Here is an 18,495-nt window from a genome sequence, read left to right as displayed (position 1 = left end):
CGCGAGGCCGTTTTTTTATGGATTCGGTGCGAGCGGCGAGATCAATCGAAGCGATTTACGGCCACACAACGGTTTGGTTAACATCGACGCGTTCGTGTCAGCCGCCCGAATGAAAGATCGTCGACAAAAAAACTGCTGAGGCAGAAGGATTTTGGTCAATGGCGGCGAATGCAAAAAGTGAAAGGGGAGAGCGACAATGAAAACAGCCGATTTATGCGACCAATTTTTAGAAAAGTTGCAAGTATGCGAATTGCCGTTCCAATCATACGGCGGAAAGCGGGCGTTTTCCGGGCCGATTGCCACGGTCGATGTGTTTGAGGACAACGTTCTTGTCCGCGAAGCGCTGGAGACGGTGCCGCCGGGGACGGTGTTGGTTGTCGACGGAAAAGGATCGCGCCGCGTCGCGCTATTAGGCGACCGGCTGGCGCAAATCGCTTGCGAGAGGGGGCTTGCCGGCGTTATTATTCACGGCTGCATCCGCGATTCGGCGGAAATCGGCGCCATGCCGCTTGGAGTGATGGCGATCGGCACATGCCCGGTAAAAAGCAAAAAAGAGGGAAAAGGATCGCGCGACGTGACGCTTGAGTTCGGCGGCGTCCGCTGGGAGCCGGGGGCGTACGTGTACGCGGATGCGGACGGCGTTGTCGTCGCCCGCGAAGATTTGTCGGCAAAAAACGGTTGACGGCCGCTATCGAGTTGTACTACGATGAAAAAGGATGCTTGTTCCATGACAGCGCATATATGGCGGTAAGACAAACAAGGTGCCTGGCCCGCTTAGGGCTTGGGTGAAAAGGGAAGCCCGGTGAAAATCCGGCACGGTACCCGCCACTGTGATGGGGAGCTTTGCGGCAATAAGTCACTGAAGGCTGCTTCGGGAAGACGCCGCCAAGCGATGATCCTAAGTCAGGAGACCTGCCTTGTTTGGAGCGGACGGATGCCTACGGGACTATAGGCAGACGTGCGGAAGAATGATGGCCGAATAGGCTCTTTTGGCATATTTATGCCTACATGGGTATTTTTCTGCACCTCTGCTGTAGAGGTGCTTTTTCTTTTGCCTGAAAAAGGCGGAACCGTTTTTGCTCTCTATCACTCTAGCAAAAGGGGGATTCGATGGCGACGTGGGATTTGCGAGGAATGAGGCGTCATGTATTCATTTGCAACGGCGGGACGTGCCTGCGCCATGGCGGCGATGACGTGACGATGGCAGTGCGTGAGGAAATCGCCCGTCTCGGGCTTGATGATGCGGTTCATACGACAAGAACGCGCTGCAACGGCCGCTGCCAAGACGCGTGCGTGATGATCGTCTACCCGGACGGCGTCTGGTACCGGCTGATGACGCCGGAGAAGGCAAAAGAGGTCGTCCATCGCCATTTGCAAAACGGCGAGCCGCTTCGCGCGTGGGCGGCGTATGAATATCGTGAAGACGGGTTGACCCGTCTTGGTGGGACGGAGTCGGTTATTGGCGTTCGAAAGAGGGGGACGTAATGATGGAATGGGCCAGTTATGTAATGTTAGCGATATTTCTCGGTATGCGTCATGGGATGGACAGCGACCATGTCGCGGCCATTGCGGATATGGTCGGAAGCGAGTCGCGGCGAAGACAGCAGTTGGCGCTCGGAATCATGTACGCTATTGGACACGGAGCGATCGTGTTTGTCATGGGGGTGGCGGCGCTCGTGGTCGGCGCCCGGCTTCCCGAGTCGTCAGCCGCCGCCATTGAGCTCTTAGTTGGCGGTACGCTTGTGCTTCTTGGCGGGATGATGCTTTTTTCTCTTTTTCGGCGGGGTGAGGTGAAAAGCCGGTTTCAGCTCCTTTATGAGTTCGGCCATACGGTTACTCGATGGCTGCGGGGAAGGCGGGAAATGGACAGTTTCCGTTCTTTTTCGCATGTTGGTTGGGTTGGCGCCTTGATCATCGGCATCATTCATGGCATTGGCGTCGAAAGCCCGACCCAGCTAGCCATTATCACCCACGCGGCCGGAAAAGTGCATGTGAGCGCCGCTGTCCTTCAGCTTGTGCTGTTTGTCGCCGGCTTGCTCATTGCGACGATTGCCACAGCGGCTGGATTATCGTGGGGATTTTGGAAAGCAAAGCAGCGGGAACGGCTGTTTTATGTCCTTGGTGCGGTCACAGGGATCTACAGCATATGGTTAGGGATGTCGATGATAATCGAGATATGGAGAGGGGGGCTGTAAAGTGGGCGGCAAATTGCTCATCGTCGGCTTTGGCCCGGGAAGCGTCGACCATATGACGAAACGGGCTCGGGAAGCGATTGAAGAAAGCGACGTCATCATCGGTTACAAAACGTACATTGAACTCGTGCGCGACCTCATTGCCGGAAAGGAGATCATCAGCACCGGCATGACCGAAGAAGTGAGCCGCGCCCAAGCGGCGGTGAAATGGGCCGAGCGCGGCAAAACGGTTGCCGTCATCTCAAGCGGCGACGCCGGGTTGTACGGCATGGCCGGGCTCGTGTATGAAGTGCTGATCGAAAAAGGGTGGACGAAAGATAGTTCGATCGAAGTCGAAGTCATTCCCGGCATTTCCGCCATCCATTCGTGCGCCGCTTTGCTTGGAGCGCCGATTATGCACGATGCGTGCACGATCAGCTTAAGCGACCATTTGACGCCGTGGGAGCTGATTGAAAAGCGGCTCGAAGCCGCGGCGGCCGCTGACTTTGTCATCGCCTTGTACAACCCGAAAAGCGGGCGGCGCACCCGGCAAATTATCGAAGCGCAGCGCATCCTGCTCCGCCACCGGTCTCCGGAAACCCCGGTCGGTCTGGTGAAAAGCGCGTACCGTGAACGCCAGCACATCGTGCTCACTGATTTGGCGCATATGCTTGACCATGAGATCGGCATGTTGACGACGGTCATTATCGGCAACTCAACGACATTCGTCCATGACGGCGTGATGATCACGCCGCGCGGCTACCAGCGCAAGTATCAACTAGCAGCCGCCGTCCAGCCGCTCAAACCGCATGAACGGCTGCGCAAAGAAGCGGAGCCGTGGGCGCTTGACCAGACGAAACCGCTGAAAGATGAGGACGAAGGAAGCACGGGGGCACCGGGGGCATCAGGGCCGTCCGAAGCGGCTGTCCTCGCTGGCGGCAACCAGAAGGATCGTGCTTTCACCGCCTTGGCCACCGCGGTTCGACCGTCGTCTGTTGCCACGGTCACTAAGGAGGCCGAGCCAACGCCGCCGGCTGCCGTTTTGCCGACGCTTGCCGCGCCGCTGGCAAAAACAGCGGAACGGCAGCCGACCGCCGCGCCAAAACGGGTGAAAGAAACAGCCGAAGACGCGCTCGCCGCTTTAGAGAGACGGAAAACAAGAAAGACGGCGGCCGTGTTGTTGGAAGCGGCGGTGAGCCCGGGCGTGGCCAATAAACAGTTCACTCCGGAACAGCTCCTCGTGCTCGCGGAAATCGTCGGGCCCGATGGGAAAATGACGTACACGCCAGACCATTATATGAAAATCGAACGGATGACGGAGGATCCAGACGGGCTTGTGGCTCGTCTCGTTGCCGCAGGGCTGACGGTCATGCCGGTCGGTGATGTGCTGACGGTGAAGGCATGTGATTTTTGCGATGGAGAGAAAAAAGACGCCATTCCATACGCGGAGGAATTGGCTCGCCGATTTGGCGGCATGGCGCTGCCGAAAGAGTTGAAGCTTGGCATCAACGGCTGCGGGATGGCGTGCTACGGCGCGGTGCGCGAAGACATCGGGCTTGTGTATCGGAAAGGGAAATTTGATTTGTTTTTGGGCGGGAAAACGGTCGGCCGCAACGCCCATCCCGGCCAGCTTGTCGCTGAAGGCATTCCGCCGGAAGAGATTGTGGCGGTTATGGCAGAAATCATCGAACAGTATCAAGAACAAGCACATCCAAATGAACGGTTTCATAAGTTTTTCCGCCGCGTGAAGCAAGTCGGACGTTTTTCACACGAAGAGGCAAAACCGGCCGCGTCCATCGAAACGCCGGCTTGCGGTGAGTGACGGAAGCATGCGTTATATAAGTGCAGCTTGAACGTCTGCAGATGTCGTTGGTGTCGAAGCGACGCATCTTTTTCCGACAGTCGATCGAATAACCGGCTGGCTCCATAAAAGAGCATAGATGGGCGCCTCGTATTTGGATGAAACGCCCATTGGGTCATTGCGCTTATAGGGAACGGCGGAAGACGTCCGCTATACAAAAGGGGGAAAACAAGGATGAGAGCCATTTTATTTGTCGGCCATGGGAGCCGCGACCCGGAAGGAAATGAGCAAGTGCAGCAGTTTGTTGAGCGGCTGGGGCCGCGGCTGGACGCATCGTTTCATGTAGAAACGTGTTTCCTTGAATTCGGGCGTCCGTCGATCAGTGAAGGAATCGAACGATGCGCCGAAGCAGGGGCAACGGAAGTGGCGGTCGTTCCGCTCATTTTATTGCCGGCTGGGCACTCAAAGCTTCATATCCCGGCGGAAATTGATGAGGCAAAGAAGCGCTATCCGCACATCTCATTCCGGTACGGACGGCCGATTGGCGTGCATGAACAGACGTTTGCGATTTTGCGCGAGCGATTGCAAGAAATCGGCGAGCGGCCAGAGCGGCCAGATCACGGAACGGCGGTCATTTTGCTCGGCCGCGGCGGGAGCGATCCGGATGCGAACAGCGATTTGTATAAAATCGCCCGCTTGTTTTGGGAACAGACGGGTTATGCGCTCATCGAGCCGGCGTTTATGGGCGTGACGACGCCGTCGCTTGATGACGCTGTCCGCCGCTGTCTCATGCTCGGAGCTAGGCGGATCGTTGTTCTTCCGTATTTTTTATTCACCGGCATCCTTATTAAGCGGCTTGAGCGGCAAGTGGCGCAATACCGCCTCGACCATCCGCACGTCTCGTTTGCGCTTGCGGATTATTTCGGTTTTCATCCGAAACTGATGGATATCGTGCTTGACCGCCTCCAAGAAGTGCTCGCTCAAACGGTGGCGATGAACTGCGACGTATGCCAATACCGGCTGCACGCCGCCCATCATCACCATCACCATCATCATCACCACCATCATTGAAGGAGGAAGCGTCGATGATTTTATTGTTAGCCGGAACAAGCGATGCCCGCGAATTGGCGGTGATGATCCAACAAGCCGGCTATAACGTGGCTGCGACGGTCGTCACCGATCACGCGGCCGAACAGCTCGAAGCTGCCGGCATCCGCACTTATGTCGGCCGTTTAGACGCATCCCAGCTTGCCAAGCTGGCCAAAGCCGAAGGGGCGAAAGCGATCGTCGATGCAAGCCATCCATTTGCCGAAGAAGCGTCGAAAAACGCCATGCAGGCGGCGGCTGAGGCCCAATTGCCATATATCCGCTACGAGCGGCAGGCTTCTTCGATTGCGTCCGATAAGGTGACCTTTGTCGACAGCTATGAAGAAGCGGCCGAATTGGCGGCGGAAAAAGGCGGCGTCGTCATGCTCACAACCGGCAGCAAAACGCTCGACATTTTTGCCGCGAGGCTCATCGGCCGCCCAAACGTCAAGGTGATCGCGCGGATGCTGCCGCGAAAAGACAATCTCGACAAATGCGAGCAGCTCGGGTTTTCCCAAGAGCAGATCGTCATGATGCAAGGGCCGTTTACGAAAGAGCTCGATCGGGCGCTATACCGCCATTTCGGCGTCACGGTCGTCGTCACGAAAGAAAGCGGCAAAGTCGGGTTTGTCGATGAGAAAATCGCCGCCGCTGAAGAGCTTGGCATTGAGGTGATCGTCATCCGCCGCCCGCGGTTGTCGTACGGCATCGTGCATCACGATTTTGCCGGCGTGCTTAATGTGTTGAAGCAACACGCGCCGCTTCCAACCGCATAAGGAGGCAAAAAAAGAGGCAAGTTGGTGAGACAAGGTGCAAAAAAAAAAAGCCAGTTTAAGTGAACCGTGGATTTCAGCGATGCCATGATCTTGAGAAAGGAGCGAATACGAATGGATTTTCATACAACGTTCCGACCGGTGACGGTGCAGCCGGAACAAATCGAAGCGCGCAGCTTTCAACTCATTGATGAGGAAATCGGGGAGCATTCATTTACGGAAGAACAATATCGAATCGTTCAGCGCGTCATCCACGCATCGGCTGATTTTGAGCTGGGCAAAAGCCTCATTTTCCACCCAGATGCGATCCGTTCAGGCATTGAAGCCATTCGGAACGGCAAGCTCGTCGTCGCCGATGTGCAAATGGTGCAAGCCGGCGTCAATCAAGCGCGGCTCAAGAAATTCGGCAGCGCGGTGCGCGTTTATATTTCGGATGAAGATGTGATCGCCGAAGCGAAGCGGTTGAACACGACAAGGGCGATTGTCGCTATGCGCAAAGCGGTGAAAGAGGCGGAAGGCGGCATTTTTGCCATCGGCAACGCCCCGACGGCGCTATTGGAGCTCATTCGCCTCATCAAAGAAGGAGAGGCGCGGCCGGGGCTTGTGATCGGCTTGCCGGTCGGATTCGTTTCGGCGGCGGAATCGAAAGAAGAATTGGCGAAGCTCGATGTGCCGTTCATCACCAACTGCGGGCGAAAAGGAGGAAGCACGGTGACCGTCGCCGCCTTGAACGCCTTATCGCTGCTCGCTGAGCGAGAGTGACGGCGATGGAAACGAAAAAAACGCTGCGTGAAGGGTATACGACCGGATCGTGCGCGACAGCGGCGACCAAAGCGGCGCTCACAGCGCTCATTACCGGCAAGGAGCAGGCGAAAGCGACGATCCGCCTGCCGATCGGACGAATGGTGACCTTTTCGCTCGCCTCCTGTTCGCTTGATGGCGAAACGGCGACGGCTGCGGTCGTGAAAGACGGCGGGGATGACCCGGATGCGACGCATGGCGCGCTCATCGTTTCCACCGTCTCGTGGGCTTCTTCGTCTGGCGTTCATATTGACGGCGGCGAAGGGGTCGGGCGGGTGACGAAGCCGGGTTTGCCGGTGCCGGTTGGGGAGGCGGCGATCAATCCAGTGCCGCGGCAAATGATCCGCGAAGCGGTCGGCGAGGTGCTTGAGCAATACGGCCTAAATCGCGGGGTGAATGTCGTCATTTCCGTTCCCGGCGGCGAAGAGATCGCCAAAAAAACGTTGAATCCGAGACTTGGCATCATGGGCGGCATTTCGATTTTAGGGACGCGCGGCATTGTCGTCCCGTTCTCCACCGCCGCCTATCGGGCGAGCATCGTGCAGGCGCTTCAAGTGGCGAAGGCGAACGGCTGCTGTCATGTCGTCATCACGACTGGGGGACGGAGCGAGAAATACGCCATGCAAGAATATCCCCATTTGCCGGAAGAAGCATTTATCGAAATGGGCGATTTTGTCGGGTTTACGCTGAAGCAATGCAAACGGCTTGGCATCAAGACGGTGTCGATGGTCGGGATGATGGGAAAATTTTCGAAAGTCGCCCAAGGTGTGATGATGGTGCACTCGAAAAGCGCTCCGGTTGACTTCGGTTTTTTGGCGGCGCTCGCTGAGCAAGCCGGCGCCCCTTCCGAGCTGGTGGCCGCGGTGCGTGAAGCGAACACGGCGGCGCAAGTCGGCGACATGATGCAAGAAGCCGGTTGCACGAAGTTTTTCGAGCTATTGTGCGCAGCGTGCTGCCGGGCGGCGCTCAACGAAGTCGGAGGAGGCCTGACGGTGGCCACGTCCATTTATACGATGAACGGGCAACGATTAGGAAAGGCGGTGCAGATCGATGGGGACGATGAAGTTGATCGGCGTGGGGGCTGACGGGCAAGCGAGCCTCCCCGATTTGTATAAGCGATGGATCATAGAAAGCGAGCTGCTTGTCGGCGGCGAACGGCAACTTGCGATGTTTCCGGAATACAAGGGAGAAACGATCGTCATCCGCCGCGGGCTGGCGGAGCTTGTGGAGCGGCTCCGCCATGAGACGCGCAATACAGTTGTGCTCGCGTCCGGCGATCCGCTCTTTTATGGGATTGGCAGCTATTTGGCCGGCAAATTGCCGATTGAAGTGTATCCGGCCGTCAGCTCGGTGCAATGGGCGTTTGCCAAAATGGGCGAGTCTTGGCAAGACGCGGCGTTCATCAGCGTCCATGGCCGTCCGCTCACCGGCTTGGCGCAGCGCATTGATGGGCGGCGAAAAGTGGCGATTTTAACAGATGAGACGAATTCACCGGCCGCCATCGCCCGCTATTTGCTCGAGTACGGCATGACGGAATATGAAGCGTTTGTCGGCGAGGAGCTCGGCGGTCCGAATGAGCGCTGCCGCTTTTTTAAGCTGGAAGAAATGGCGGAAGCCGAGTTTCTTCCATTAAATATAGTTATTTTGCGGCAAACCGCTCCCGGTCCGGTTTGGCCGCTCGGTATTGACGATGACGAATTTTTCCAACGCAAACCAGATAAAGGGCTAATTACAAAGAAAGAAATTCGCGTCTTAAGCGTAAGCGCCTTGCGCTTGCGCCCGGACAGCGTCGTCTGGGACATTGGGACGTGCACGGGTTCGGTCGCGATTGAAGCGGCAAAGATCGCCCGCGACGGGGCGGTGTTTGCCATTGAAAAAAATGAATACGACCTTGAGATTTGCCGGCAAAACTTGCGAAAATTCCGCGTTGACATCACGCTTGTGCACGGTAGGGCGCCCGATCGGCTCGATGAATTTGCCGACCCGGACGCCATCTTTATCGGCGGCACGTCCGGCGCGATGGCTCCGCTGTTGGACGTGTGCTGCCGCCGCTTGAAACGGAACGGACGCATCGTCATCAATGCAGCAACGATCGAGACGCTTTCCGAAGCGGGCCGCGAGCTCGGCGAACGCGGGTTTCATGTCGACATCACCCTCGCGCAAGTGTCGCGAAGCAAGCCGATTTTAGACTTGACGCGCTTTGAGGCGCTCAATCCGGTGTACATCATTGCTGCGAAGCGGGAGGGAGACGAATGATCGGAACGTTGTACGGCATCGGTGTTGGTCCGGGCGACCCGGAGCTCATGACGGTGAAAGCGTACCGCCGCTTAAAAGAGGCGGATGTCATCGCCTATCCAAAAAAAGGCCGGCAAAGCAAAAGCTATGCCGAACAAATCATTGATGCGTATTTTGCTCCAGAGGAAAAACGGCGGCTCGGCCTCCATTTTCCGATGACAAAAGACCCAGCTGTGCTTGAGCCGAAGTGGAACGAGGCGGCGGATGCCATTTGGGCGGAGCTGTCGGCCGGACGCGATGTCGCGTTTGTCACCGAAGGCGACCCGCTTTTGTACAGCACGTTCATCCATTTGATGCACGTGATGGAACGGCGCTACCCGGAAGCGCCGATCGAAGTCGTTCCCGGCGTCAGTTCGGCAAACGCCGCTGCCGCCCGGCTGCGTCTGCCGCTTGCCGACGGCGACGAGCAAGTGGCGATCGTGCCAGCCCGCGACGATTATGAAGCGATGAAAGCGGTGCTTCTTCAGCATGATTGCGTCGTCTTTTTTAAAGTGGCGAAAGTGATCGATTTGATGATTCGCCTCTTGCGTGAGCTCGATTTGCTTCATCGCGCCGCGGTGGTGACGAAAGTGACGTCCGGCGAGGAAGTGGTGTGGAAGATCGAGGAGCTCGACGGAGCAGAGCTCGAATATTTGACATTGATGGTGGTGAGAAAGTGAAGCTGTATATCGTAGGAGCGGGGCCGGGCGCGCCGGATTTGATCACTGTCCGCGGGGCGGAGCTGTTGGCCGCGGCGGACGCCATTTTTTACACGGATTCGCTTGTCAGCGCGGAATTGATCGAGCGCTATCGGAAGCCGGGCGCTGATGTTTTCCATACCGCCGGCATGCATTTAGAAGAAATGGTCGCGGCGATGGCGGAGCAAGTGAAACAAGGACGACTTGTCGTCCGCGTCCATACGGGGGATCCGTCGATTTACGGAGCGACGCTTGAGCAAATTGCCTTGTTGAAAGAAGACGGAATTGAAGTGGAAATCGTCCCCGGCGTCAGTTCGGCGTTTGCCGCCGCGGCCGCCGTGCAGGCCGAACTCACCATCCCGGAGTTGACGCAAACGGTCGTTTTCACGCGCGCTGAGGGGCGAACGCCGATGCCGCCGCTCGAGAAATTGCAGGAGCTCGCAAAACATCATTGCACCATTGTCCTTTTTTTAAGCGCGACGCTGGCCAAAAAAGTGTCGTCCGCGCTCCTTGAAGCGGGCTGGAGCCCAGAGACGCCGGTGGCGGTCGTTTATAAAGCGACATGGCCGGATGAAGTCGTGATTCGCTCCACCGTTGCCGCATTGGCGGACGATATGCGCCGGCACGGGGTGACGAAGCATGCCATCATATTGGCCGGTTGGGCGCTCGATCCGCACATTCATGAACGCGGCTACCGTTCGAAACTGTATGACCGTACGTTTACGCACGGATACCGAAAGGGGGAGAAGTAAGGTGGGGGTTGCTGACACGAACAACGAAAGACACGGCGTCTATGCGGTCGTAGCCATTACGAAGCACGGCGTGGAGATTGCCCGTCGGCTCGGACGCACCCTTGCGGGGGCAGATGTCTATTATACAGATAAATTTGCCCGCGGCGATGAAACCGAGAACGGGATCCGCCTGTTTTCCGGCAACGTCAAGACGTTGCTGCCGGAGTTGTTCGCCCGCTATGACGGCCTCATTTGCATCATTTCACTCGGCGCCGTCGTGCGGATGATCGCTCCGCTGTTAAAAGATAAAAAGACCGATCCTGCGGTCGTGGTGATCGATGATAAGGCGGAACATGCGATCAGCGTTCTTTCCGGCCACCTCGGCGGGGCGAATGAGTTGACGCGGCGCGTTGCCGCCATTTTAGGCGCCCGCCCGGTCATTACGACCGCTTCCGACGTGCAGCAGACGATCGCTGTCGATCTGTTCGGCCGCCAGTTCGGCTGGGAATGGGAATCGGCTGACAAGCTGACGCCGGTGAGCGCGGCCGTCGTCAATGAAGAACCGGTCGCCATTGTGCAAGAGTCGGGGGAGACGGGTTGGTGGCCGGAGGGGCGGCCGTTGCCGAAAAACATCACCGTGTACGACTCGATCAATGCCGCGCTTGCCGCCCGCCCGGCGGCCGCGCTTGTCGTCACCCATCGGCTTCTTGATCCGGAAGAAGAAGCGATTTTGCAAAACGGCGTCCTGTATCGTCCAAAAGTCATCGCTCTTGGCATCGGCTGCAACCGCGGCACATCGGCGGACGAAATTGAAGCGGTCATCCATGAGACGCTTGCGGAGCTTCGTTTTTCGATAAAAAGCATCAAGGCAGTGTGCACAATTGACTTGAAAAAGGATGAGCAAGGACTTTTAGAGGTAGTAAACAAATATGGATGGGAATTTGTTGCGTATACGCCAGAGGAGCTGAACGAGGTGCCGATCGAAGCGCCATCCGAGACCGTCTACCGCTACACCGGCGCGTATGGGGTGAGCGAGCCGGCGGCGAAATTGTACAGCGGGGCCGATCAGATGGCGCTCGTGAAAAAGAAGTCCGGCAATGTGACGATTTCGGTGGCATTGATAGACCACAGACGCAGAAAGGGGAGCGAGCCATGCGACGACTCGTCATCGCCGCACCGGGAAGCGGCGCCGGCAAAACGACCGTAACGCTCGGTTTGATGGCGGCACTGAAGCAGCAAGGATATACGGTGCAAGGGTTTAAATGCGGACCGGATTACATCGATCCGACCTACCATACGGCCGTCACCGGGCGTCCGGCGCGCAACGTGGACAGTTGGATGATGGGAAAGGAAGCGGTCAAAACAGTGCTCGCCAATGGCTGCGTCGGGGCGGATCTCGCCATCATCGAAGGAGTGATGGGGCTGTTTGACGGAAAACAGCCGCTCTCCGATGAAGGATCGACGGCTGACATCGCCGCGTTGACCGAAAGCCCGGTGCTGCTTGTCGTCGATTGCGCTGGCATGGCCCGCAGCGCCGCGGCCATCGTCCGTGGGTTTCAAATGTTTCGCCCCGATGTGCGCATCGCTGGCGTATTTGCCAACCGCGTCGGCAGCGAGGGGCATTTTCGGCTTGTCAAAGCGGCGGTCGAGCAAACGTGCGGGGTGCCGGTCATCGGGTTTCTTACACAAGACGACGCGTTGGCGCTGCCGGAGCGCCATTTAGGACTTGTGCCGTCGGTGGAGCGCGGCGAGCTGGATTCGTTTTTTGCCGAACTTGGGCAAAAGGTGGCGCAAACCGTCGATTGGGAGACGCTCCTAGCCATCGCGGAAGCGCCCGCGCTGGATCCACCGCACCCGCTCATTCGGCCTTTGCGGCGCTACCGGGCGCGCGTGGCGGTTGCCAAAGATGCGGCTTTCCATTTTTACTATCCGGAAAATCTCGAGATGCTGGCCGCCTGCGGCGCAGAGCTTGTCTATTTTTCCCCGCTCGCCGGCGAGCCGCTTCCAAAAGGGGTCAACGGATTGTATATCGGCGGGGGGTTCCCCGAGGAGTTTGCCGCTAGGCTTGCCGCGCAAACGGCGGTCAAGCAGTCGATCCGCGCCGCCATTGAACAAGGGATGCCGACATTGGCCGAGTGCGGCGGATTTATGTTTCTTACCGAGCAGCTTGTCACGACGGACGGCACGGCCTATGAGATGGCAGGCGTCATCCCGGGGAGAGTGGTGATGAAGACGAAGCTCGCGGCGCTTGGGTACCGCGAAGTGCGCGGGCGGAGAGGAAACTTCCTGTTGCCGGAAGGAGAACGGGCGCGCGGGCATGAGTTTCATTACTCTGTATATGAACCGAGGGGCGAGGCACCATTTGCCTATGAAACGAGCGGGCGGTTTGGCTCAAAGCCGGATGGTTATCTAGCGCATCGGCTTGTCGCCGGCTACGTCCATTTCCATTTTGCTTCTGCTCCGGCAATGGTTGAGCGATGGCTCGCTGAATGTGAGAAGGTGGCAACCAATGGCTAAGGCGCTGCCGATCATGTTTCAAGGCACTCATTCCGATGCCGGCAAAAGCGTGATCGCCACGGCATTTTGCCGCATTTTCGCCCAAGACGGCTGGAAAACGGCACCGTTTAAGTCGCAAAACATGTCGCTCAATTCGTACGTGACGCCGGACGGGAAAGAAATCGGCCGGGCGCAAGGCATCCAAGCCGAAGCGGCTGGCGTGCCAGCCCGCGCCGAGATGAACCCGATTTTACTGAAGCCAAGCCGCGCCAATGAATCACAAATTGTCGTGCTTGGACGGCCGTATGGCAATATGCCGGCGTTCGCCTACCGGAACGAGTTTTTTCATCAGGGGCTGGCCGTGATCAAGCAGTCGCTTGACACGTTAATGAACGAATACGATCGGCTGGTGATCGAAGGGGCGGGGAGCCCGGCCGAAGTGAACTTAAATGACCGCGAACTCGTCAACATGCGCATCGCTCGCCTCGCCAACGCCCCGGTCGTGTTGATTGGCGATATTGAACGAGGCGGGGTGTTCGCCAGCCTCGTCGGGACGCTGGCGCTGCTTGCGCCTGAGGACCGAAAGCGGGTGATTGGCGTCATCATCAACAAGTTTCATGGCGATGTGTCACTGCTTGAGCCGGGGCTTGACTGGTTTGAACGATACACCGGCGTGCCGGTGCTTGGCGTCGTCCCATATTTGCCTGACTTGGCGATCGATGCCGAAGATTCGCTGGCGCTTCAGCGTTTTGCTTTATCCGCTGACAGAGAGCGGGCGATTGATGTCGCCGTCATCCGCTATCCGAAAATCGCTAATTTCACCGACATCGACCCGTTGTTAGCCGAATCAGACTGCCGCGTCCGGTTGGTGACACATGTAGATGAACTCGGGGAGCCAGATGTGATTGTGCTTCCGGGAAGCAAAAATACGATCGAAGACTTGATTTATATGAAAAAACGGGGGCTCGCCTCCCGCATCGTATCGCTTGTCCATGAGGGAAAAACGAGAGTTGTCGGCTTATGCGGCGGCTATCAAATGCTCGGCGCCGCCATCCGCGATCCGTACGGCGTCGAGACGCCGCTTCCGGAAGTCAAAGGGCTTGGTTTGCTGCCGATTGAAACGACGTTGGAGCGGACGAAAATCACTATCCGCGCGGAAGGGATGCTTACGTGGGCGGGCGAGCGGTTTTCGGTGCAAGGATATGAGATTCATATGGGGCGCTCGACGCCGCTTCCCGGCTATGCGCCGCTTGTTGAAGCGGACGGCCGCCAGGAAGGGGCAAAGAGCATGGATGAGCATGTGTTCGGCACGTACATGCATGATTTGTTTCATAACGACGCCTTTCGCACCGCGTTTTTCAATGCCATTCGCCGCCAAAAAGGGCTTTCCCCATCCGGCTCGGTACGCTTTCGTTCCTTGAAGGCGGAGGCGTTTGACCGGCTCGCCGCCCACGTTCGGCAGCACGTCGCAATCGAACGGATTGAACAAATGATGCATGAATTTCAGAAACGATCATCGGTGCTGTGAACGATATATTGCTAGAAGGGGAAAGGAGGAAGGCGCATGTTTCCCGCTCGATGCGGGGATGTTGCGCGAACATGATGAATATTTCGATTCCACCGATCCGCCGTGAAATAGTTGAACAGGCGCGCACCTATATTGATGAATTGACCAAACCGCCCGGCAGCCTCGGACGGCTTGAAGAAGTGGCGGCTGAGCTCGCTGGAATGACCGGAGAGCTGCTCCCGCGCGTGGCTCCGCCCGGAGTGCTCGTGTTTGCGGCCGATCATGGCGTCACGGAAGAAGGGGTGTCTGCCTATCCGGCCGAAGTGACAGCGCAAATGGTGCATAACTTTGCCAACGGTGGAGCAGCGATCAACGTCTTCAGCCGGCAAATCGGCGCGTTGCTTCGGGTTGTGGACGTGGGTGTCGCCGCGCCGATCGCTGATGGACGGATCATTGCGAAAAAAGTGCGCCCCGGAACGAACAATTTCGCCAAAACAGAAGCGATGACGCCGGCTGAAGCGGAACAGGCGCTTCGCATCGGCTGCGAACAGGCGGGGTCCATCATTGCGCAAGGCGCCCGCACGCTCATTGTCGGCGAGATGGGAATCGGCAATACGACCGCCGCGAGCGCCTTATTGGCTACGTTGACTGATGAACCGCTCGAGCGCATCGTCGGCAAAGGAAGCGGCATTGACGAAGAACGGCTGCAACATAAGCGGGATGTCATCCGCCGGGCGCTTACGCTTCACCGTCCGGATCCGGCGAAGCCGCTCGAATGGCTCGCAAAAATAGGAGGGCTCGAGATCGCCGCCATGGCCGGCGCTATGTTGGCGGCTGCCGAGCGACGCATCCCGATTTTGCTTGACGGATTTATTTGCACGGTGGCTGCCCTTGTTGCCCGCCAGTTTGCCCCGAGCGTCGTCGATTATATGATCGCCGGCCATCGTTCGCAAGAGCCGGGCCATAGCATTGCCCTTGGCTTACTGGGGAAAGAGCCGCTTTTAGATTTGCATATGCGCCTTGGCGAAGGAAGCGGCGCGGCCGTGGCGTTTCCGCTCTTGGTGTCCGCAGCGGCGATGGTGAATGAAATGGCGACATTCGCTTCGGCAGGCGTTTCTACCACGGGCGTGAAAGGGGAGAAGGAATGATGGCGGTTGGCAAAGTGTATTTAGTCGGCGCCGGGCCCGGCGATGAAAAGCTGATCACCGTCTATGGACGCGATTGTTTGGAACAGGCGGATGTCATTATTTACGACCGGCTCATCAACCGGAAGTTGCTGCGCTATGCGAAGCCGGGCGCTGAGCTTCTTTATTGCGGCAAAGAGCCGGGAAAACATGACACGGTTCAAGAACAAATCCATGACTTGCTCATTCAGCGTGCACAGGAAGGAAAAACGGTCGTCCGCTTAAAAGGCGGCGATCCGTGCGTCTTTGGCCGCGCCGGCGAAGAGGCGGAAGTATTGGCGAAAGCCGGCATTCCGTTTGAAATCGTTCCCGGGGTGACTTCCGGCATCGCCGTTCCGGCGTACGCCGGCATTCCCGTCACCCACCGCGATTACGCCGCTTCCGTAGCGATTGTCACCGGGCATCGGAGTCAATCGGTCGACTGGGAAGCGTTGGCCCGCGGGTGCGATACGATCGTCGTCTACATGGGGGCGGCGAGCTTGCTGGACATTTGCCGCCGGCTCATTGCCGCCGGAAAAGCAGCGGAGACACCTGCGGCGATCATCGAATGGGGAACGACCGAGCGGCAGCGCACAGTGGCGTCGGCGCTCTCCACATTGCCGTTAGAAGCGGAAAAGGCGGGCATTTCCCATCCGGCCATTATCATCATTGGCGATGTCGTCCGCCTGCGTGAGATGCTGCGATGGTTTCCGGAACGGCAAGGAGGCGAGGCGGTTGCCGGTACAACGTCATAATGGGCGGGTGATTGTCTATACTGGCGATGGCAAAGGAAAAACGACCGCCGCATTTGGTCTCGCGCTGCGCGCGGTTGGCCGCGGAATGAATGTCGTCATTTTGCAGTTTTTGAAATCGCCGGAACGCACATACGGCGAGCAGTTGGCCCTGCAGCGCCTTGGCGTTGAAGTGCGCCAGCTTGGCGCCGGCTTCACATGGACGAAAACGCCGGACGTTCACCGTGAAGCGTTGAAGCGCGCCTGGGCAGTGGCGAAGGAATGCGTCCATTCTGGCCGGTATGACGTCATCGTTTTAGATGAACTGAACAATGCCTTGGCGATCGACCGGTTTCGGGTGGATGACATCGTCTCGGTTGAAGATGTGCTTGAATTGATCCGTACGCGTCCGCCGTCGCTTCATCTTGTCATCACTGGGCGCGCTGCGCACCCGGAACTCATTGCCGCCGCAGATATCGCCACGGAGATGACGCTCATCAAACATGACCATGAACAAGGAACGACGGCGATGAAAGGGATTGAGTTTTGAAGGGGAAACAGTGAACATTTGGTCGAAGATTCTGCCTCAAGGAGAATGCATCGTGTGCATTCTGATGGAAGTGCGAGTCTATCCGATCCAAAAAAGCGGCCGAATGGGGCCGCTTTTTGGATGGGATAGGGGCTGCTAGACAGAAATGCTCGCTCATAACGATTTTGCCTATGCATCCGTGTCCGTTTTGTCATTTTGTTCTTTCTTTTGCCGCCGTCCTTTGCTGTTGTCTCCGGACATCGGGCCGTCAAGCAACGCCATCGGGTCTTGCGTTGGCGCGTTTTGGTTGCGGCTTCCGCTGTTGGGCCGTTTCGTCATGAGCTCCACCTCCTTTGGCTGCCGTCGTCATACGTTTAGCATGGACGATGCCTTCATTCCTATGCATGGCTGTCTACATTCTGGCATAAAAAAAGCGGGAAGCGTTCGTGTTCCCGCTTTCCCGCTGCAAGCCGGCTGGATGCTGGCAAACATGGCGGCCGGATGGCGGCGGCAATCAGTGATTAATAAACGAACGCCGCACCGACGATGATCAACAAAATGAACAGGACGACAATCAAGGCAAAGCCATTGCCATGCCAAGCGCCCATGAGAGTCACCTCCCCGCAAAATCTACTATAGAGTATGCCGCCAGCTGCGCGAAGGAACGGGACAATTGTCGAAATAAGCCAAAATGAGAAAAACGCCCTGCCAAAAGGCAGCGCGTTTTTTGTCGAGCTTTTATTCCCAAACGTACGGCGTTTCCTGATAGACGTAGTAGTTGAGCCAGTTGATAAACAGCAAATTCGCATGCGACCGCCACGTATTGAGCGGCGGCTGGCTCGGGTCGTCGTTTGGAAAATACGATTCCGGCAGGCGGATGGGCAATCCTTTTGCCAAGTCGCGTTCGTATTCTTCTTTCAGCGTTGTCGCGTCATATTCCGGATGGCCGGTCAAGAAAATGCGGCGCCCGTCGTTGGAGGCGACGAGGCAAACGCCGGCTTTGTCCGCGACTGATAAAATCGTCAGCTCAGGCACCTTTTCGATGTCCTCGCGTCTGACGTCCGTGTGGCGGGAGTGCGGCATGCGGAACACGTCGTCAAAGCCGCGCAACAGCTTAACGTTTTTTACTTCCACTGTATGGTTGAACACGCCGAAGCATTTTTCTGGCAACGGGTATTTCGGGATGCCGTAATGGTAGTACAAGCCGGCTTGCGCTCCCCAACAAATATGTAAGGTCGATGTGACGTTTTCTTTCGTCCATTCCATAATGTCGGTCAGCTCATCCCAATACGTAACTTCTTCAAACGGCAATTGCTCGACCGGCGCTCCGGTGATGATCATCCCGTCGAACTTACGATGGCGGATGTGCGGGAAAATCGTGTAAAATTGTTCTAAATGATGTTTGCTTGTCGTTTTCGGCTCGTGAGTCGCCGGGCGCAAAAAGGTGACGTTCACTTGCAGCGGCGAGTTGCCCAGCAAGCGCAACAACTGTGTTTCCGCTTTTTCTTTTTTGGGCATTAAGTTTAAAATCACGATATTCAGCGGACGGATGTCTTGCGAATACGCCCGTTCTTCATCCATGACGAAAATGTTTTCTTGTTCGAGAATTTCTTTGGCAGGCAAGTCTTTTGGAATGTTGATTGGCAACGATGTCCCCTCCGTTTCGTTCTCATTTTTTAAATAATTTCATTATAAAAAGTTTATCGATTTTCTTCAATTCATTTTTTTCTGTCG

Annotated in this window: 20 protein-coding genes and 1 riboswitch; of the genes, 17 read left to right on the top strand and 3 right to left on the bottom strand. The window is 57.0% G+C overall.

Annotated features, from left to right (window positions below; all coding sequences use genetic code 11):
* Positions 1 to 196 precede the first annotated feature (196 nt).
* From rraA to cobO, 17 genes are all read left to right on the top strand, one after another.
* Positions 197 to 682, top strand: a complete 486-nt coding sequence (gene rraA, locus GJ1_RS03260) for a ribonuclease E activity regulator RraA (protein ID WP_066228418.1) — start codon at positions 197 to 199, stop codon at positions 680 to 682.
* Positions 683 to 742: 60 nt separating this feature from the next.
* Positions 743 to 934, top strand: a riboswitch (cobalamin riboswitch).
* A 176-nt stretch (positions 935 to 1,110) separates the two neighbouring features.
* Positions 1,111 to 1,485, top strand: a complete 375-nt coding sequence (locus tag GJ1_RS03255) for a (2Fe-2S) ferredoxin domain-containing protein (RefSeq protein WP_066228414.1) — start codon at positions 1,111 to 1,113, stop codon at positions 1,483 to 1,485.
* 2 nt (positions 1,486 to 1,487) lie between these two features.
* Positions 1,488 to 2,195 carry a HoxN/HupN/NixA family nickel/cobalt transporter gene (locus tag GJ1_RS03250; protein WP_245629331.1) on the top strand — a complete coding sequence of 236 codons (708 nt, stop codon included), beginning with the start codon at positions 1,488 to 1,490 and terminating at the stop codon, positions 2,193 to 2,195.
* 1 nt (position 2,196) lies between these two features.
* Positions 2,197 to 3,993, top strand: a complete 1,797-nt coding sequence (gene cobJ, locus GJ1_RS03245) for a precorrin-3B C(17)-methyltransferase (protein WP_066228407.1) — start codon at positions 2,197 to 2,199, stop codon at positions 3,991 to 3,993.
* 213 nt (positions 3,994 to 4,206) lie between these two features.
* The gene (locus tag GJ1_RS03240; RefSeq protein ID WP_066228403.1) at positions 4,207 to 5,043 is read left to right on the top strand and encodes a sirohydrochlorin chelatase; all 837 of its coding nucleotides are present in this window, start codon (positions 4,207 to 4,209) and stop codon (positions 5,041 to 5,043) included.
* Positions 5,044 to 5,057: 14 nt separating this feature from the next.
* On the top strand, positions 5,058 to 5,834 hold the full coding sequence (gene cobK / locus GJ1_RS03235) for a precorrin-6A reductase (protein ID WP_066228399.1): 777 nt from the start codon (positions 5,058 to 5,060) through the stop codon (positions 5,832 to 5,834).
* 111 nt (positions 5,835 to 5,945) lie between these two features.
* Positions 5,946 to 6,593: a precorrin-8X methylmutase gene (locus GJ1_RS03230; protein ID WP_066228397.1), complete on the top strand. Its 648-nt coding sequence runs from the start codon at positions 5,946 to 5,948 to the stop codon at positions 6,591 to 6,593.
* Between the two features lie 5 nt (positions 6,594 to 6,598).
* Positions 6,599 to 7,717, top strand: a complete 1,119-nt coding sequence (locus GJ1_RS03225; protein WP_066228395.1) for a cobalt-precorrin-5B (C(1))-methyltransferase — start codon at positions 6,599 to 6,601, stop codon at positions 7,715 to 7,717.
* Positions 7,683 to 8,888 carry a bifunctional cobalt-precorrin-7 (C(5))-methyltransferase/cobalt-precorrin-6B (C(15))-methyltransferase gene (locus GJ1_RS03220; protein ID WP_066228392.1) on the top strand — a complete coding sequence of 402 codons (1,206 nt, stop codon included), beginning with the start codon at positions 7,683 to 7,685 and terminating at the stop codon, positions 8,886 to 8,888. Before GJ1_RS03225 ends, GJ1_RS03220 begins: the two co-directional genes overlap by 35 nt.
* A complete protein-coding gene (gene cobI / locus GJ1_RS03215; RefSeq protein ID WP_066228389.1) occupies positions 8,885 to 9,586 on the top strand; it encodes a precorrin-2 C(20)-methyltransferase in 702 nt (233 codons plus the stop codon). Before GJ1_RS03220 ends, cobI begins: the two co-directional genes overlap by 4 nt.
* Positions 9,583 to 10,356, top strand: a complete 774-nt coding sequence (cobM, locus tag GJ1_RS03210) for a precorrin-4 C(11)-methyltransferase (protein WP_066228386.1) — start codon at positions 9,583 to 9,585, stop codon at positions 10,354 to 10,356. The genes cobI and cobM overlap by 4 nt, the downstream gene beginning before the upstream one ends.
* A gap of 1 nt (position 10,357) precedes the next feature.
* Positions 10,358 to 11,542, top strand: a complete 1,185-nt coding sequence (locus GJ1_RS03205; RefSeq protein WP_066228384.1) for a cobalt-precorrin 5A hydrolase — start codon at positions 10,358 to 10,360, stop codon at positions 11,540 to 11,542.
* On the top strand, positions 11,488 to 12,852 hold the full coding sequence (locus tag GJ1_RS03200; protein WP_066228381.1) for a cobyrinic acid a,c-diamide synthase CobB: 1,365 nt from the start codon (positions 11,488 to 11,490) through the stop codon (positions 12,850 to 12,852). The genes GJ1_RS03205 and GJ1_RS03200 overlap by 55 nt, the downstream gene beginning before the upstream one ends.
* Positions 12,845 to 14,359, top strand: a complete 1,515-nt coding sequence (locus GJ1_RS03195; RefSeq protein WP_066228379.1) for a cobyric acid synthase — start codon at positions 12,845 to 12,847, stop codon at positions 14,357 to 14,359. Before GJ1_RS03200 ends, GJ1_RS03195 begins: the two co-directional genes overlap by 8 nt.
* Before the next feature lie 71 nt (positions 14,360 to 14,430).
* Positions 14,431 to 15,486, top strand: a complete 1,056-nt coding sequence (gene cobT / locus GJ1_RS03190; RefSeq protein WP_174520096.1) for a nicotinate-nucleotide--dimethylbenzimidazole phosphoribosyltransferase — start codon at positions 14,431 to 14,433, stop codon at positions 15,484 to 15,486.
* Complete coding sequence (cobA, locus tag GJ1_RS03185) at positions 15,486 to 16,256, top strand: uroporphyrinogen-III C-methyltransferase (protein ID WP_066228537.1); 771 nt, start codon at positions 15,486 to 15,488, stop codon at positions 16,254 to 16,256. The genes cobT and cobA overlap by 1 nt, the downstream gene beginning before the upstream one ends.
* A complete protein-coding gene (gene cobO, locus GJ1_RS03180) occupies positions 16,237 to 16,782 on the top strand; it encodes a cob(I)yrinic acid a,c-diamide adenosyltransferase (protein ID WP_066228376.1) in 546 nt (181 codons plus the stop codon). The genes cobA and cobO overlap by 20 nt, the downstream gene beginning before the upstream one ends.
* A 168-nt stretch (positions 16,783 to 16,950) precedes the next feature.
* Here cobO and GJ1_RS18545 read toward each other — a convergent pair whose 3' ends face one another.
* The 3 genes from GJ1_RS18545 to metA form a co-directional block, all read right to left on the bottom strand.
* Entirely contained in the window at positions 16,951 to 17,100 is a 150-nt protein-coding gene (locus tag GJ1_RS18545; protein WP_167346080.1) for a hypothetical protein, read from the bottom strand.
* Between the two features lie 182 nt (positions 17,101 to 17,282).
* Positions 17,283 to 17,369, bottom strand: a complete 87-nt coding sequence (locus tag GJ1_RS17550; protein ID WP_083509927.1) for a YjcZ family sporulation protein — start codon at positions 17,367 to 17,369, stop codon at positions 17,283 to 17,285.
* Between the two features lie 130 nt (positions 17,370 to 17,499).
* The gene (gene metA, locus GJ1_RS03175; protein WP_066228373.1) at positions 17,500 to 18,408 is read right to left on the bottom strand and encodes a homoserine O-acetyltransferase MetA; all 909 of its coding nucleotides are present in this window, start codon (positions 18,406 to 18,408) and stop codon (positions 17,500 to 17,502) included.
* Between the last annotated feature and the right edge of the window lie 87 nt (positions 18,409 to 18,495).

The sequence above is a fragment of the Geobacillus jurassicus NBRC 107829 genome (assembly GCF_001544315.1).
GTDB lineage: Bacteria > Bacillota > Bacilli > Bacillales > Anoxybacillaceae > Geobacillus > Geobacillus jurassicus.
This window is presented reverse-complemented; position numbering and strand designations above follow the sequence as displayed.

What these genes read in the sequence shown, in the direction of transcription:
- GJ1_RS03220 (WP_066228392.1), top strand. Translation starts at nt 7,683, where the DNA reads ATGGGGACGATGAAGTTGATCGGCGTGGGGGCTGACGGGCAAGCGAGC.
- GJ1_RS03250 (WP_245629331.1), top strand. Translation starts at nt 1,488, where the DNA reads ATGGAATGGGCCAGTTATGTAATGTTAGCGATATTTCTCGGTATGCGT.
- GJ1_RS17550 (WP_083509927.1), bottom strand. Translation starts at nt 17,369, where the DNA reads ATGGGCGCTTGGCATGGCAATGGCTTTGCCTTGATTGTCGTCCTGTTC.
- rraA (WP_066228418.1), top strand. Translation starts at nt 197, where the DNA reads ATGAAAACAGCCGATTTATGCGACCAATTTTTAGAAAAGTTGCAAGTA.
- GJ1_RS03240 (WP_066228403.1), top strand. Translation starts at nt 4,207, where the DNA reads ATGAGAGCCATTTTATTTGTCGGCCATGGGAGCCGCGACCCGGAAGGA.
- GJ1_RS03255 (WP_066228414.1), top strand. Translation starts at nt 1,111, where the DNA reads ATGGCGACGTGGGATTTGCGAGGAATGAGGCGTCATGTATTCATTTGC.
- cobT (WP_174520096.1), top strand. Translation starts at nt 14,431, where the DNA reads ATGATGAATATTTCGATTCCACCGATCCGCCGTGAAATAGTTGAACAG.
- GJ1_RS03200 (WP_066228381.1), top strand. Translation starts at nt 11,488, where the DNA reads ATGCGACGACTCGTCATCGCCGCACCGGGAAGCGGCGCCGGCAAAACG.
- GJ1_RS18545 (WP_167346080.1), bottom strand. Translation starts at nt 17,100, where the DNA reads ATGACGAAACGGCCCAACAGCGGAAGCCGCAACCAAAACGCGCCAACG.
- GJ1_RS03195 (WP_066228379.1), top strand. Translation starts at nt 12,845, where the DNA reads ATGGCTAAGGCGCTGCCGATCATGTTTCAAGGCACTCATTCCGATGCC.
- cobA (WP_066228537.1), top strand. Translation starts at nt 15,486, where the DNA reads ATGGCGGTTGGCAAAGTGTATTTAGTCGGCGCCGGGCCCGGCGATGAA.
- cobI (WP_066228389.1), top strand. Translation starts at nt 8,885, where the DNA reads ATGATCGGAACGTTGTACGGCATCGGTGTTGGTCCGGGCGACCCGGAG.
- GJ1_RS03230 (WP_066228397.1), top strand. Translation starts at nt 5,946, where the DNA reads ATGGATTTTCATACAACGTTCCGACCGGTGACGGTGCAGCCGGAACAA.
- GJ1_RS03225 (WP_066228395.1), top strand. Translation starts at nt 6,599, where the DNA reads ATGGAAACGAAAAAAACGCTGCGTGAAGGGTATACGACCGGATCGTGC.
- cobK (WP_066228399.1), top strand. Translation starts at nt 5,058, where the DNA reads ATGATTTTATTGTTAGCCGGAACAAGCGATGCCCGCGAATTGGCGGTG.